The sequence below is a fragment of the Paenibacillus marinisediminis genome (genome assembly GCF_054343325.1).
In genome coordinates this window covers 17,485-33,649 of record NZ_JBTGUH010000002.1, presented here as the reverse complement: position 1 = coordinate 33,649, position 16,165 = coordinate 17,485, and the positions used below count along the sequence as shown (strand labels likewise).

General features: G+C 47.7%; 13 protein-coding genes. All 13 read right to left on the bottom strand.

The features are described from left to right. Positions 1 to 115: 115 nt before the first annotated feature. Positions 116 to 2,926 (bottom strand): ATP-binding protein, encoded by a 2,811-nt coding sequence (locus tag ACXX53_RS06030; protein WP_458567728.1) that lies wholly within the window; start codon positions 2,924 to 2,926, stop codon positions 116 to 118. A gap of 46 nt (positions 2,927 to 2,972) precedes the next feature. Then, positions 2,973 to 3,338: a response regulator transcription factor gene (locus ACXX53_RS06025; protein ID WP_458567727.1), complete on the bottom strand. Its 366-nt coding sequence runs from the start codon at positions 3,336 to 3,338 to the stop codon at positions 2,973 to 2,975. A 30-nt stretch (positions 3,339 to 3,368) separates the two neighbouring features. After that, positions 3,369 to 4,985 carry a diguanylate cyclase gene (locus tag ACXX53_RS06020; RefSeq protein WP_458567726.1) on the bottom strand — a complete coding sequence of 539 codons (1,617 nt, stop codon included), beginning with the start codon at positions 4,983 to 4,985 and terminating at the stop codon, positions 3,369 to 3,371. A gap of 88 nt (positions 4,986 to 5,073) precedes the next feature. After that, positions 5,074 to 5,607, bottom strand: a complete 534-nt coding sequence (locus ACXX53_RS06015; protein ID WP_458567725.1) for a hypothetical protein — start codon at positions 5,605 to 5,607, stop codon at positions 5,074 to 5,076. Positions 5,608 to 5,622: 15 nt separating this feature from the next. Next, the gene (locus tag ACXX53_RS06010; protein WP_458567724.1) at positions 5,623 to 6,930 is read right to left on the bottom strand and encodes an amidohydrolase; all 1,308 of its coding nucleotides are present in this window, start codon (positions 6,928 to 6,930) and stop codon (positions 5,623 to 5,625) included. After that, entirely contained in the window at positions 6,923 to 7,576 is a 654-nt protein-coding gene (locus ACXX53_RS06005; protein WP_458567723.1) for a redox-sensing transcriptional repressor Rex, read from the bottom strand. Before ACXX53_RS06005 ends, ACXX53_RS06010 begins: the two co-directional genes overlap by 8 nt. 47 nt (positions 7,577 to 7,623) lie before the next feature. Continuing rightward, positions 7,624 to 10,494, bottom strand: a complete 2,871-nt coding sequence (gene dinG / locus ACXX53_RS06000; RefSeq protein WP_458567722.1) for an ATP-dependent DNA helicase DinG — start codon at positions 10,492 to 10,494, stop codon at positions 7,624 to 7,626. A 109-nt stretch (positions 10,495 to 10,603) separates the two neighbouring features. Then, the gene (locus ACXX53_RS05995; RefSeq protein WP_458567721.1) at positions 10,604 to 11,299 is read right to left on the bottom strand and encodes a tetratricopeptide repeat protein; all 696 of its coding nucleotides are present in this window, start codon (positions 11,297 to 11,299) and stop codon (positions 10,604 to 10,606) included. Between the two features lie 126 nt (positions 11,300 to 11,425). Then, positions 11,426 to 11,809 carry an aspartate 1-decarboxylase gene (gene panD / locus ACXX53_RS05990; RefSeq protein WP_458567720.1) on the bottom strand — a complete coding sequence of 128 codons (384 nt, stop codon included), beginning with the start codon at positions 11,807 to 11,809 and terminating at the stop codon, positions 11,426 to 11,428. A 3-nt stretch (positions 11,810 to 11,812) separates the two neighbouring features. After that, positions 11,813 to 12,697, bottom strand: coding sequence for a pantoate--beta-alanine ligase (panC, locus tag ACXX53_RS05985; protein ID WP_458567719.1), 885 nt, complete (start codon positions 12,695 to 12,697; stop codon positions 11,813 to 11,815). A gap of 3 nt (positions 12,698 to 12,700) precedes the next feature. Continuing rightward, a complete protein-coding gene (panB, locus tag ACXX53_RS05980; protein ID WP_458567718.1) occupies positions 12,701 to 13,567 on the bottom strand; it encodes a 3-methyl-2-oxobutanoate hydroxymethyltransferase in 867 nt (288 codons plus the stop codon). Between the two features lie 265 nt (positions 13,568 to 13,832). After that, complete coding sequence (locus ACXX53_RS05975) at positions 13,833 to 14,810, bottom strand: biotin--[acetyl-CoA-carboxylase] ligase (RefSeq protein WP_458567717.1); 978 nt, start codon at positions 14,808 to 14,810, stop codon at positions 13,833 to 13,835. After that, positions 14,803 to 16,149 carry a CCA tRNA nucleotidyltransferase gene (locus ACXX53_RS05970; protein WP_458567716.1) on the bottom strand — a complete coding sequence of 449 codons (1,347 nt, stop codon included), beginning with the start codon at positions 16,147 to 16,149 and terminating at the stop codon, positions 14,803 to 14,805. The genes ACXX53_RS05975 and ACXX53_RS05970 overlap by 8 nt, the downstream gene beginning before the upstream one ends. Positions 16,150 to 16,165: the final 16 nt, after the last annotated feature.

Here is a 16,165-nt window from a genome sequence, read left to right as displayed (position 1 = left end):
ATACGTGCAAACTGTTAACTTCTTCAACATAACCTGCACATACGTATACATTTCAGCAATAAAAAAAGCATGCCTCCCTTCCCACAGGAAGATTAGACATGCTATACAATAATAATTATTCTGTTATGAGAGCAACTGACCGAAATCTAATCGCTTCTCGAATCGCATCAACGATCATCAGTGGTTGAAACGGCTTTACTAAATATACGTCCGCCCCATATTCATACGCTTTTTTCTTCTCCTCAAATGCACTGCAAACCACGATCGGCAGATGGTTCAACGTTGAATCATCACGTATTCGCTTAATCATTCGCCATCCATCCGCTCCATGATCCAACACCAAGTCTATTACAACGGCGTCAGGCTTTAGCGCAGGAAGCGAGTCAAATGCTGAGCGATCATCCACATAAGTGACTACGCGGTAGTTATGATCTTGCAGCGTTTCTGTCAACAACTCCGACCAGCTTTTATCATTTTCCACGACTACAACCGTACCAATAGACTGAGATTCTGCGGGTGGATGGATCGCAATATGATTCTCTACACGATGCTGTACTTCTGCTAGCGGAAGCTGCACACGGAAGGTGCTGCCTTGACCGTAAACAGATTGAACTTCAATCTGACCGTTGTGCACATTTAATATCTCTTTTACAATGGCTAGTCCGAGACCGGTGCCGCCAATTTCTCTGCGGTCCGAATTATCTACTCTGTAGAATCGGGTAAACAACGATTGTATGGATTCCTCAGGTATTCCTAAACCCTCATCCTTAACGTCAATGTATATATTCTCCGAATCATTGAAGCATCTGACTTCAATATCTCCGCCTCGTGGAGAATATTTCACAGCATTACTCAGTAGATTCGAGAATACCTGCATCAGTTTATTGCAATCATCCTGCACAATACTCACCGTAGTCTCATCCGTTAGAAAGATTCTATGAGCAGCAGATGCCGCCTGCCCCACCGTAATGGCATCATTTAGCAGCGACACCATATTCACCGACTCTACTTCGTATACCTGCCTGCCGGATTCCATTCGCTGAAGGTCCAGGAAATCATTAATCAGCGCAGTCAGCCGCTTAGCCTCTTGATGAATCGTGCTCAAATATTTGTGCTGCCGCTCGGGCTTTAAGTCTTTGTGCAGGAGCAATTCAGTGAACCCGAGCACACTGGCAAGCGGCGTTCTCAGTTCATGACTAACCGTGCTCACAAACTCTGACTTCACCCGGTCAATTTCATATTCCTTCGTAATATCTCGATGAACGAGCAGCGTTCCGATTCGTTTCTGATGGCGATATAGCGGCTCACAATACATGCGAATGTACCGATTAAGCGGTTCTCTCAAATGATAGGTCCAGCTGTCAGCCTCTGATTCACGATTAGCAACGATATCTTCTATCGATGCGATTAGCGGCTTGGGATCTGTCACAATACTGCTCAGCAATTGCATATAACTCGACAGATCCATTTGTAGTGACTGTGATTCATTCTGAATATCCAGCAATTCACATAGCTTGCGGTTGACCTGTAAAGTGGTTCCGTCGAGACTGAGCAATTGCACGCCTTCCTGGATCGTATCCAGCATATCCTGCGTCATCTGCCTTTGTCTTTCGGTTTCTTCGAATAGGTCAACCTTCTCAAGCGACAGCGATATTTGCTTCGCCAGGCCCATCGCTTCAAGCTCATCTCTGCTCGAGATCGTTCTTCCGATCCTCGTAACTACAATGCAAGCAATGATCGTATCATGGGCATCGAGAATAGGTAGATACAGCTCATCAACAGTGGAAGTTGTCGTTTCATACCCTTTTTCAGACGGTAAGCTGTCTCTATGTAAAAGATACGGCTTCTTCGTGTCCATGACTCTCACAAATATGGAATCCTCTAATTGCTCGATCAACTGGTTAGCACCATTTTCCGAGATACCAAATGCTGCATGCTGTCGACTTGGATTCAAGAGCACAATGATCCCTTTGTCCATATATAAGACTTCCACTATGTTGCGAATGATGCTGATCAGCAGATGCTGCTTATCGCTGGAATTAGCTAACGACAATATAAAACGATTCCGACGCTCCAAATATCGTTCGCTCTCCTCCATCTTGCGCAGCGCATCCTGAAGCTCATCCTGTGAAGCCTGTAGCTCGTCCTGCTGAGCAACCAGCTCTTCATTTTGTGCAACAAGTTCTTCTTCCTTAGACATGATCTGCACCATCATCGACTTCAAGGAACGTGACAGCTGACCAATCTCATCTTGACGCTCAGTATAGTGAAGCTCGACAGCCTTTCCCGTTGCAAATTGTTCAGATTCAGCTGACAGCTTGTGCAGCGGCGTACCGACATCTTTAGCAGCTCTGTTCGTTATCCATAGGAAGATGAACAATGAACACAATACAAATAGAATAAACCAGGTTCCTTCTCTATACAGTTCCTTGAGCAGTCTATCATTTTCTTCAATCAGCTTATTCTTCGTATCTACTTTAAACTTTGCAGCATAATCAATCATCTCGTTAACCGCGTCATTGACACCGCTGGATGACAGCTTTCGAAGCGAAGCATAGTCTTCATTCTGAGCATACTTGACGGCAGAAGGCAGCACATTGTGAATGAAATCCGTCGTAAACAGCTCAATAGATCGAATTAATTCCTGCTCCTCCTTAGTGAGAGGTAATTGTTTGTAGGCTTTCAGCGCATCCTTCAATCGATCATACTCTACGAAGATCTGCTCGTATTCATCTTTATTCAGAAAAGCATAATACCCTCGAGAACGGAAAAAGATCTGATTCGTATGACCCGCAACTTCAGAAACGATTGATTCTTTATGCTCAAGCTGCTGCGTCTTGGTCTGATATTCTACTAATGAGTTATAGCTTCGCCAGAGCACGATGCCAGCGCCAGCCATTATCAACAGCTGTGATATCAGCATCATCGCAACAAATCGGCGAGTTAAACTTTTCCTCAGATATGAGTGCAGCCTACCCATTCAGCATCACACCAACTTTGCGTACCAGCTCTATCGGACTAAAGGGCTTGGACATAAACTCATCCGCTCCATTGGCCAGTGCATGCTCCCGATCAGATTGCTGACTCTTCGCAGAGAGCATCATCATTTTAAGTTGATTATGTTCAGCGCTCGCTCTAACGGCGCTAATAACTTCAAGACCTGTCATTTTGGGCATCATGTGGTCAAGTACAGCCAAGTCATAATCATTCGCTTCAATCATTCGTAATGCTTCTTCTCCATCTGACGCTGTCGTTACTAGGTAGCCTTCGTCTTCCAATGTATCTGTGATCAACATACGCAATATAGCTTCATCTTCTGCCACCAATATTTTCGCCATTTGGCACCTCTCCCTCTCAATTAATTGGACTTATACCCACTTGCGAATTAATCGACGAATGCGCGCTTCCAATTCTTTTATTCGAAACGGTTTGGTGACATAATCGTCCGCCCCTAGCTGGAGCGCTTTGACGATATCTTGTTCAGCAGTTCTACCCGTCAACATAATGACAGTAAACATTTCGGCATGCGGTAATTTACGAATACGTTCCAACACTTCAAGGCCATCCATTCCAGGCAGAAGACCATCTAATAACACAAGATAAGGCTCTGTAACTTCTGCAGGCAATTGTTCCAGGAACGACTCTCCATCACGGTATTTGGTCAGTATTACGTCTAGTCGTTCATCAAGCTCCATATTAAAATGGTCTGATAACATCGTTTGCATCAGGATATCATCATCCACGATCACTAGCTGAAGCTTGCGTTTTAATGGAGTCAGCGCAATGTCCTCTTTTGTTACAACTCTTCGTCTTCCCAAGCTCTTTGCAGCATAAAGCGCTTGATCCGCCATTTCTATCCAGCGGTGAATGCTCAGGTCGTTATTGTCTACGTATACAACGCCTCCGGAAAACGTACAGGTGAAGATACCATCAGCTGTATAAAAATCAACCTTAGAGAACTGCTCAATCAACGCCGACAATAAGATCTGCGCCTCCTTCAGTTCTGTCTTAGGCAATAAGACCAGAAACTCTTCTCCACCATAGCGGATAAAAATATCTCCGATTCGCAAATTTTCCTTCATAAAGGCTGTAAACTTCGTTAGTACCTGATCACCGATCAGATGACCATATGTATCATTTATCTGCTTAAAGCGATCCAGATCAAGCAGCGCCATACTAAAGCTTTCGCTGTTTCTTAAAGATTCCGCATTCAGCCTGCTGAACGCTTCATGCATAAATTTTCGATTGTATGCTCCCGTTAATTCATCGATAAACAACAATCCATCCAATCTCTTCTTCCCAGTGATCTGCCTTTGCAGCCTTGCCAACAGTTCTTCAATATCAACCGGCTTGCAGATCACGTCATCGACACCCATTCGATATGCTCTTAAACGTGTATGTTTACTGCAATCCTCGGTAATAATAGTTGTCGGAATATACTGCTTCTTGAGCTTCTCTCCCAGAAGCTCCATAATTTCAAACCCGTCCGTATCCGGAATATTCAAGTCCATGATGAGACAATCCGGCGAGACATCGTGGAAATATTCAATGGCTTTCTGTGAGGAAGTTGTCGCTATAACGGACCAGCCCGCTGCTTGCAGCTCTTCCTTTAGAACCATCAATAAGTTTACGTCATCATCTAAAATAAGGACAGAGGGGTCTGTCTCTACATTTTTCTCGTTTAACCTATTATTCATAGAACCTTTGACGCTCCGCTCCGATTGAGTCTCTATATAATGACGTAAGTCGTGCAGAAACAGCCGTACTTCCTCAGCAGTCCATTCCTTCAATTGGTTCAACTCAATCTGATTGAGCAATCGACTTGCAATCTGCATCAATTCATTCATTTCAATCGTGCCTGATGTGCCTTTAACCGTATGTAAGAAGTGATACAACTCATCAGAACGAATGATATCTTTACGATTGAACCAAGTATTCAACTGTTGTTCTAGGTTCAATATGAATTGAGTTTGATATTTATTCATCTCCTACCCCCTAGCACTAGATGTTCATTCCCATGATGCTCATTGCATAGTAAAAGCGCAAAGGAATCACAATCCTTTGCGCTTATTTTCACTGATTTGGCATCGAATAGATGTCCCCGGTCGGTGTCCCGTCAGCGAAGCGGAAGAAGTGATAATAATATCGTAGTTCACCAGTCTCGTCCTTGCGTCTGACTAGTGCCTGCCACACATATTCATTATCTTTAATACCCGGAACGATGTGTTTAATGCTGACTCCCGGATACTGCTGTATCAAATACTGCTCAATATCCTTTTTGGAGACACCATCAGAGGCAGCCTTAACTGTTACTTGCTCTGAAGTAAGGTCGACCCATGCCATCTGAGTAACACCAGCCTCGTCTACACCTGTGACAACGTAATATACACTATCCCATATCGACTTCTCTACTCCGCTTACAGAAGCCCAAGCAACTGCTTTTTGAGATTCAGCAACAGCTTTTGCTTCGAGCGAATTTTCATCTGTACGAATATAATTTACATACCACACGCTCAAGATAGCCAGCAGGAGCATCACTACGAGCGCAGCCAGAACGACAATACGCACTCGGCTGTAACGCTTCCTTGATCTGCTTCTAGTCAACATTTACTTATCCTCCACTTAACGAGACAGCAAGCCTTGGAAGCAGCGTGCTGCTTCGCGGCGAACCCGTTCTTCATCAAGGGTCAAGCATGCTCCATTATTGACTACTTGCTTGCCATCTACCCATACATGCTTAACATCCTTGCCAGAAGCAGAGTATACCATGTGGGATACCAGATCCGTATGCGGCAGCAGATGCGGTTGATCAATATCGACAGCGATGAAATCCGCCTTCATTCCAGGCGCAAGCAGACCTACGTCCTGAAGCTGGATCGTCTTGGCGCCATTGATCGTCGCAATTCGCATTGCTTCTGCAGCAGGTACCGCAGTAGGATCACCTGATATTCCCTTATGAATAAACGCAGCCAAACGCATCTCTTGGAACATATCTAGATTGTTATTGCTAGCTGCTCCATCTGTTCCAAGGGATACGTTCACGCCTGCTCGGAGAAGGTCTGTAACTCGTGCTATGCCGCTTGCCAGCTTCAGGTTGCTAGCTGGGTTGTGAGATACGCCGACCTTATGTTTAGCCAATATTTCGATTTCTTCGTCTGTAAGATGAACGCCATGCGCAATATACGACGGTCTGCTGAAGAATCCCAGCTTCTCAAGATGCGCAACAGGGCGCAATCCGTATTCCTGCACATTCTGTTCAACTTCTGCTCTAGTCTCGGACATATGCGTATGTAGCATCATATCAAGATCATGAGCTGCTTGTACGAACTTCTCGATGAAAGCAGGAGGACAAGTATACGGCGCGTGTGGAGCCAGCATCGTCGTAATTCGACCTTCCGCTCGTCCGTTCCAATCTTTTGCGAAACGCACAGCCTCTTCTAGCTTCATCCGCTGTTCTTCTTCACTGCATAGACCGATGGCGCCGCGCATGAGTCCTGCGCGAATACCTGCTTGTTCCGCAACCTTGCCGACCTCATCCATATGGTCGTACATATCTACAAACGTAGTTGTGCCGCTCTTCAGCATTTCCAGTACAGCAAGAGCGGAGCCCCAATACACATCTTCGTCTGTAAATTTAGCCTCCATTGGCCACATTTTTTGCTGGAGCCATTGCTGGAGCACCATATCATCGCCATAGCCGCGCAATAACGTCATCGCAGCATGACCATGCGTGTTGACTAAACCCGGCATGAAGAACAGACCGCTGCCATCAAATAACTCCGCATCTTCCTTATAATTCTCCGGCAGAGTTTCACCGAGATAGACAATCTTTCCGTCCTCGACAACCATGTATCCATGTATGGTGCTCGATTCTGCGTCCGGATGGATCTGTGCAAAGCGCCCGTTATGGACGATGAATCGTTTAGGCATTCTCAATCGTTTCCTTTCCTTCTTCATCTTGCAAGTAATAGGCCAAGCTGAACAGATCCGTCGTGAAATCTGCAGTATGCACGCGAATATGCGGCGGTACCTTCAGAATAACAGGTGCAAAGTTCAAGATTGCTTCCACACCCGCCTCGACAAACTGATCCGCAACATGCTGGGCTTCCAGCGCAGGTACCGTAATAATACCTATTCGAATTCCCTTACTCTTAACTGTATCGATCAACTGATCCATTGGCTGCACGATCAGGTTGTTCAATGCTGTTCCCACTTTATCCGGATGCGCATCGAATACAGCAACAATCTTCATATTATCTTGCAAGTACGTGGTATAGTTGCATAGGGCTTGACCAAGTTTACCAGCACCGACTAATCCGACTTGAATCTTGAGATCAAGCTTAAGGATATGTCTAATCTGCTCGATCAGATAAGACACATCATAACCGATGCCTTTACGGCCAAAATCTCCAAAATAAGCGAGGTCTTTGCGAATTTGGGCAGGATTCAGATCAAGCTTCTGACCTAAATCTTGAGATGATATTGTTAGAACCTCACGCTGCTTCAATTCCATGAGGTGACGTAAATAGAGCGGCAAACGTCTAACAACGGCTTCTGAAATCTTCATCGCTTTCATATCCTCTGATCCCCCTTTTACCTATCTGATTGTCATATTATTTTTAATTAATCTTGTAAAGCTCTTTCCTGCTCTTCCCTGAACCAATCACGGATCCGCGGCACTAGGTGCTCGGTAGTCATATGCTCCATCTTAGGACCAGGTAAAGAATATAAGAAATGCTTGCCATAGCTCGTCTCAATTACACGAGTATCATAAATAATTACGATACCGCGATCCTTAGAGGTTCGAACTAATCGTCCAAAACCTTGCTTAAAGCGAATAACGGCTTGCGGAATCGACAGCTTCCGGAACGGATTCTGGTTCTGACGCTTCAATCGTTCTGACTTCGCCTCAACAAGCGGATGATTAGGCGGCTGAAACGGAAGTCTGACAATCGCTAGACAAGTCAACGCCTCACCAGGAATGTCCACACCTTCCCAGAAGCTGCTAGTTCCTAACAGCACGGATGCAGGATGCTCCTGAAAACGGCGAGTCAGCTTGCTTCGATTGCCGCTGTCCATGCCTTGCCCTAACACTTGTACGCCGTGCGGCTGAAGCATTTCCTTCAGTGGTTCATATACTTCCTTCAACATGCGGTACGAAGTAAACAGCACCAGCATTCTACCCTTTGTCACAATGGCAACATCTGCAAGTGAATGAAGCAATTTGTCGGTAAAGATCGGATCTACAGAGCCCTTAACTGTTGGAAAGTCTCGCGGAATGACAACTAGCGCTTGCTCGCGGTAGTTGAACGGAGACGGAAGAATAACAGTATGTAATCTTCCCGTGCTGGAAGCCTCCTTCAAACCGATCTGTTCCTCTAAATATTGAAATGACTTGTCAACAGATAACGTTGCCGAAGTCAGAATGACACTTTTCTTCGGTTCGAAGAAGTATCGATTTAGCGCTTCGCTGACATCAACTGGCACTGCGTACAGATGCATCGACTTATGCTTATACTGAGCATTGCCTTCCATCCAATACACAGAATCTGGATCTGTCGCCTTCATAAAGAGGCGAAAATCCTCGCGAATGATTGAGATCTCCTTGAATATCCCTGTTACATCCGTTATGACGGGCTGCAGCTCTTCATCATCCGCATCTTTCCATTCCAACACAAGCTTTTCGCCCGTACGGACAATTTCCCCCAGACGCACATATACGTCTTCTTCAAGCTCAGCGATCCCCTGCCAATCCCGCGGTCGAGCGCCAGACTGCAGTCGGAGCACGGATTGTCCTGCTTCAGCTTGTCCCAGCTCTGGAGGCGGCATCAATTGATACAGGACATCATGAAGACGATCCCAGACGTCTCTTACGTCAACGAGCTGTGTGAGCAGCTTCTCAATGCCGTCTGCCCAGATCATTGCTTTCTCACTTCCTGAGAGGCGAAGACGTGTCTGCAGCAGCAGCAATAAGCCGTTCTTACTATCTTTCACCAAACGTGTCAGCGGGTGAATCAATGAAAAATATTGCAGATGTATGCCTAAATGCTTGCTCGCTGTTTCTTCAAAATGATGACCTTCATCAATAACCAAATGCTCATATCCAGGCAGCAAACGATGCTCAGCTATGACATCCGTAAACAATAAGGAGTGGTTGGTGATGATGATATCAGATTGATTGGCATCATTCTTCGCGCGATGGTAGAAGCAGCGCTTAAACCATGGACACGCCCGATTAAGACAAGAATCGCTGTCGCTCGCCACAGTATCCCAAAATTCTGGGCCTTTATGCGTCAGATACAGCTCCTCATCGTCACCGTGCTCAGTCTGGCTTAACCATACCATCATCTGTGCAGCGGTTAATACATCATCGCGTCCATGCAGAAAATCTCTATAGTTTATTTTATGTTCAAATTTTCTCAAACACAAATAGTGACTACGACCTTTTAAGACCGTTGCCTTAAATGAAACAGGCACAATGTGCTCTAGAAGCGGTAAATCTCGCTGTCTCAGCTGTTCTTGCAAATTTATGGTATGTGTGCTGACAATTACCTTCTTATCATTCTTAACCGCATAATAGATAGAAGGAATCAGGTAACCTAAAGATTTTCCCGTACCTGTACCCGCTTCAATGAGAAGATGTCGGTCATCTTCCATACAATTCATCACTTCACGGAACATCTGCTCCTGAGCTTCGCGCGGTTCATAGTGCTCAAGCTTCTCCTTCAATGCACGGTGAATGTCACCCATAAAAGATGTGAACGAGACACCTTGCAGCGGTGACTCGCTAAGCCCTTCCCGAGGAGGCTGATTATCTGTCCATTCGTCCACATTAAATACCAATTGTCGATATGAAAGTGCTCGAGCATCTTCAGCCATTCGCGTTACGTCGCGCTCTCGTTCCTCAAGCAATACCTGTAGCATCCAACCAAGGTCACGTTCCTCTTCCCCAAGCAGTTCGACGATACGCTGGAGCGTAAGCAAGGGTAAATCATTAATGGCTTCTAGGCACTTTACAAAAATATCTGCAGTTGCGCGAGCATCACTGTCTGCTTGATGCGGTCTGTCATGCACAATATGGAATGTCTGCGCAACAGATCCGAGCTGATACGAAGTCAGAGAAGGGAATAAAATTCGCAGCATCTCGATAGTATCTAGAATCCTTCCAGTAAACGGCAGGTATCCAGTCTGCTCCAAAGCGTTTCGTAAAAATTGATAATCAAATGCCACATGATGACCCACCAGCACAACATCGTTGAGCAAGGGCACCATTCCCGTCATCGCTTCATCCAGATCAGGAGCATCCTTCACCATACTGTCATCGATTCCAGTCAATTGAGCAATAAATTCGGGGATCTTAATCGTTGGCCGAACGAGCGTATGATACTCCTGCTCGATCTGCAGCTTATCATCAAGGATAACCAGGCCGATCTGTATGATCTCGTCTCCCGGTTGATTGCCTGTCGTTTCAAAGTCTAATACGGCAAATCTCATTGTCACAATTCCTCTCACCAATTCTGTTATTAGAATAACAGATGTTCGCCTTTTTGAAAATGAGCAGAGGGAAACACCCGAAAGAATGTTCCCCTCTGCTCACTGTATGTTAAACGATGGATACAACCCTTTTCTCTCCAAACTGCAGGCTGCCGCATTTGTTCGTACATACCTTTAGGTTGGCTATCGGCTCTGGAATGCTTGGATCAGTGAAGTGCGCCTTATGAAAATAATGCTGAGCTTTCTCGGTATTGCTGTGAAGCATCTGTATACAGCCAAGTGCGTTATAGGCAATGGCCTTCAACTTCGGATCATCGGTCAATGGAATAATAAAATGTAAATGACGACACGCTTCTTGATTGCGACCGAGATGTAGATACGACAGACCTAATAATATGCGAATTAAACATTTGTCTGGCTGACGGACTACGGCATTCTCTAGATAGTTAACTGCTTGCTTGTACATTCGCAGGGTAAAGTATCCTTGGCCTCTCTGAAATGGATCACTGTAATCCGGAATTTGGAATTCAGCAGCTTCAACCATTTCCTTCTCTGCATTATCCATCAGATTTTTAAGACTGCTGGCGGCAGCAGCATTCAGCTTCGTTCCAGAATTAGCAGCTGTTCTGATTATGGCAAGCTTTTCTTCAAACCGCAGCCATTCCTCCACAATATGATCACTCATCGTACGAAGAAGGGCCAATTGTCGGTCTAATTCTTGCTTTGCTGTTCCTTGAACAGAAGGATATTGTTGTATGATGTCATCAAGCAATTCATTCATCGTCGCGAACATGTGCTGCAACACGGTTCATCCCACCTTCGCATGTGATGTTCTTCGTTGTTATGCGGCTCACGTTCATTGTGTGTTATCACGATTCATTTCATGCGGATAACCAGTCATTCAACAATACTGCAATTCATTGCTTCTTGATCAGCGAATCGTCGCGTGCACTTCCAGATTGGCAAGCTCAACAGCTTTATTCTGATCATCTACAAATACGACCTTAGGTTCATACTGTTTCGCTTCTTCGTTCGTCATGCCTGCATAAGAGATAATAATGACATTGTCACCAGGCTGAACGAGACGAGCAGCCGCTCCGTTCAGGCAGATCACGCCGGAATCACGAGCGCCTTTGATAACATAAGTCTCTAAGCGAGCGCCATTATTATTATTCACAATCTGAACCTTCTCATTCGGCCAGATATCAGCCAGCTCCATCAATCGCTCATCGATTGTGATGCTGCCCACATAATTTAAGTTTGCTTCCGTTACAGTTGCGCGATGGATCTTGGATTTCATCATTTCTCGGATCATCGGTCATTCCCCTTTCGTATCAAGCAGCAGCTTATTGTCAATTAATCGTGTATTCCCATATCGGACAGCGAGAGCGATCAGCCATTGCTCTGTGCGCTCTTGTACAAGCGTATCCATCGATACAGGCTCAAGCGAAGGAAAGCTGATGATTTCGGTATATTCGATATTCGCTAACGGCGCGGTACGGATCCAGGCCATAATTCGATCTCTAAGCATTCCTACAGTCAGTTCTGAATCAGATGCGATCCAATTTTCGACCATGGAGAGCGATTCTGACAGCTTCAAGGCTTGTGCGCGCTCCTGTTCTGACAAATACACGTTTCTTGAGCTGAGAGCCAGACCGTCTGCTTCACGAACGATAGGACAAGGCACAATCTCAAGATCCATATTCAAGTCCTGTACCATCTGTGTAATAACAGCCACCTGTTGAGCGTCCTTCATACCAAAATAGGCTCGATCTGGCTTTACCATGTGGAACAGTTTGGATACAACTGTCGTTACCCCGTCAAAATGTCCAGGACGCGATGCGCCGCATAAGGAGCCAGTCAGCTCGGAAACAACTACCTTCGTTTTCGTCGGCTGCGGATACATGACTTCGACTGTAGGCAGGAATACAATATCGACTCCGCATTCTTCAGCTAAAGCTAGGTCACGTTGTTCATCACGCGGGTATCGATCTAGATCCTCATTAGGACCGAATTGGATCGGATTGAGAAATATGCTCAGCACCGCAACATCATTCTCTGCAACTGCTCGCTTCAGCAAGCTGGCATGTCCTTGATGCAAGTACCCCATAGTCGGAACAAAGCCGACTGTAGAAGATGTATGTTCACGCCGCGCTGCTGTCAGCGCGGCCTTTAATTGTTCAATCGTTGTAGCGACTTTCAAAGATTACTCCACCTTTCCATGTCCGTACAGATTCTCAACAACATCCTCCGTTGCTTGGAACGTGTGGGTCGCAGCAGGGAATGTTCGTTGCTTCACATCTTGAACATAAGCGCCGATGCTTTCCTTAATGACGGAGCCGATGTCGGCATATGTTTTGACAAAGCGCTTATCGCGGTAATCTGGCGAATAACGCAATATATCATGATATACAAGCACCTGTCCGTCACAGCTTGCACCTGCTCCAATACCAATCGTTGGTATCGACAAGCGCTCGCTAATATAGGCGGCAACTTGATCCGTAACCAATTCCAACACAACGCCGAACGCCCCAGCTCTTTCTAATGCCAGTGCATCCTGCAGCAAGCGTTCCGCATCCTCCGCCGTCTTCCCTTGCACGCGGTAACCGCCAATTTGATGGACAGATTGCGGCGTCAAGCCGATATGACCGAGTACAGGTACGCCTGCTTTCACACAAGCATCGACCATCAGCGTAATCTCTACTCCGCCTTCCATCTTAACTGCATTGGCATGCCCCTCTTGCATGATGCGGCGCACGTCTCTCATCGTCTCGCTTACTGAGCTGTGATAGGTCATAAACGGCATATCCGTCACGATGAATGTATTCGGCGCTCCTCTGCGTACAGCACGTGAATGATATACCATATCGTCGATTGTAACAGGTAGTGTCGAATCGTAGCCAAGTACAACATTGCCAAGCGAATCTCCGACCAATATCATATCCACATCCGCTTGTTCAGCGATAGCAGCAGAAGGATAATCATAAGCTGTAATCATGGCGATAGGCTGCTTCTCATTTTTCATTTTCTTCATTTTGACGATGCTAAGTGGTTGTTTCACGGTTGCTTTCACTCCATTCAACTCCTTATTGCACTCTTTTTTGGGGTTGCACATTAGTGTGCGCAAAACAAAAAAACCTTTTAGCGTTTCCACTAAAAAGGTCCCAGAGCAAAAAAAGAGGTCGCTTGCGACATCTTCCTGTCTCGGTCCCTTTAGGCTCAGAGCAGAAATGTAGCAGCATAACAAGGATATGATCTTGTCCTGCATGTTCCCTTGCTTTGCGAGTGCGATTCCGGTTAAAGATATCGCCTACGTGGGTAGTATATCAGAATATTGTCTAATTTTCATCTGTAAAACGTACATCTCCGGAAAATACTTTCTGGTACAAGCCCTCAGGTCCTAACAGCACCAGTGCTCCCGATTCATCAAGTCCCTGTGCAGTGCCTGCCGCCTCACCGTATGGAGTCTTGAGCTGTACATGCCTTCCAATCATCACGCTGTTGGCTTCCCATATCGTGCGGATCGGTCCAAAGCCTTGTTCTTCGTACAGCTTGTACAATTGCTCCCATTCCAGAAGGATCTCCGCAAGCAATGTGGCACGGTCGATCTCATGGCCAGCCTCACGCTTCAAAGATGTTGCGATGTCCAGCAGATGCTCTGGGTAATCGCGTTCATCGATGTTTACGTCAATCCCAATTCCGGCTATCACATTGACCAATCGCTCATCTTCAGCACTCGACTCTAGCAGGATGCCGCAAACCTTGCGGTTCTCGATCAGCAGATCATTGGGCCATTTGATGCCTATCGGGACATTCACGACTCTCTTGATGGCTCTACATACTGCTACCGCGGTCAGCAGAGTCAAGTGCGGTGTAAATTGCAGCGGAATGCGCGGCTTCATCACCATACTCATCCATATGCCCTTGCCAGGTGGCGAGAACCACGATCTTCCTTGACGGCCGCGTCCAGAGACCTGCTCTTCCGCAATGACAAGCGCGCCTTCTTCAGTGCCATCTTGCGCCCATGCAAGAGCTTCGTTCTGAGTAGAATCGGTTCGACTCAGAACTCGAACCTGTCTGCCGAAGCGCTCTGTCTTGAGCTTCGACAACAGCGATATCTCGTCCAGTCTTGTCGGCTGCTGTACAAGGCGATAGCCAAGCTTAGGGGTCGCTTCAAAGTCAAATCCCTTGGCGCGGAGCCGATTTATATGCTTCCATACTGCGGTACGAGAGATTTGAAGCTCGCGGCTGATTTCTTCACCGGATATATATTCATTCGGCCGTTCCTGGAACCATGCCAACAATCGGTCATTCATCAAGTTCTCTTCCTTCCTCCGCCATCATGCGGCGGATATAGGTCAGTAGCGCTTCCGCTGTGTTCGGAAGCGTTAAGGTTGCAGCGGCGAGCCATGCCTGTTCCAGGCAAGCGCGCATCCACGGGCCGGCGGGGCGGTTTACCACCGCCAGCACGTCATTGCCGCTCACGGCCAGGTCGGTCAGCTTCCGCACCGGCATGGCCGCGAGCCACGCTTCCCCGTCCCGCAGCAGCATGTTCCATGCTGCGGGCACGGGCTCGTCTGGCGCCGCCACCTGCAGGGCGCGGCGGCACGCCAGCGCTGCGCGAAGCGCAGGCTCGCCATCGGCGAGCACGGCGCGCGCGCACGCTTCGCGCAAGGCTCGCGCGGCGGGGTCGGCTGTGTCGGCTGTGCCGACATCGGCACCGACATCGGCCGCCGCGCTGAGCCGCGCGTAGGCGCGCAGAACGCCCAGGATGGCGTTCTGCTGCGCCCCGGAGAGGCGGAGTGCCCGTGTAACGGGCTCCGCCTCAGGCGCGTCAGCGCCGTGCCCCAGCGCGAGCAGCGCAAAGCGTGTTTCCGGACTCACCGGGTCCGGAAACGCGGCTAGCGCGCAGCAGCAGCGCTGCCACGCGGGCCCGGCAGGCCGCGCGAGGAAGCCCAGCGGCTCCTTCGCATAGCCGAGGAGCCCGCTGCGCGCGAGCAGCGCCACGCCGGCCTGCGGTGCCGGCCCCTCGAGCAGCTTCCACAGCTCGCTCTGCACGCGCTCCATCGCGATATGCTGCAGCAGCTCGCGCGACTGCAGCATGCCGCGCCACACACCCTTCGCGAGCCGCATGCCGAGCACCGACGCGAATCGGATGCCGCGCAGCATGCGCAGCGCGTCCTCATGAAAGCGCGTCGCCGCATCGCCAACGCTGCGAATGCGTCCTGCCGCCATATCCGCTTGACCTCCAAATGGGTCCAGCAGCTCGCCATCCGCGGACAGCGCTAGCGCGTTCATCGTGAAGTCGCGCCGCCTCAAATCTTCGACGATGTCATCTATGTACTCCACTTGCTCCGGTTTCCGATAGTTCACATATTCGGATTCCAAGCGAAACGTGGTCACTTCGATGGGTATGCCGTTCGACATGACCGTCATCGTCCCATGCTTCTCCCCTGTCGGGATGACATGCTCAAACAAAGAAGCCACATCTGCCGGAAGAGCAGATGTGGCGATATCCACATCATGAATCGGACGCTTCAGCAGCGTATCCCGCACACTGCCCCCAACCATATAAGCAGCGTATCCATGTTTATTCAGTTGGTTTATAATGCTGCGCCCTTCATCAGCCAGCGGACCTTCCATGTATAACTTCACTTCTGACACCTCTTCA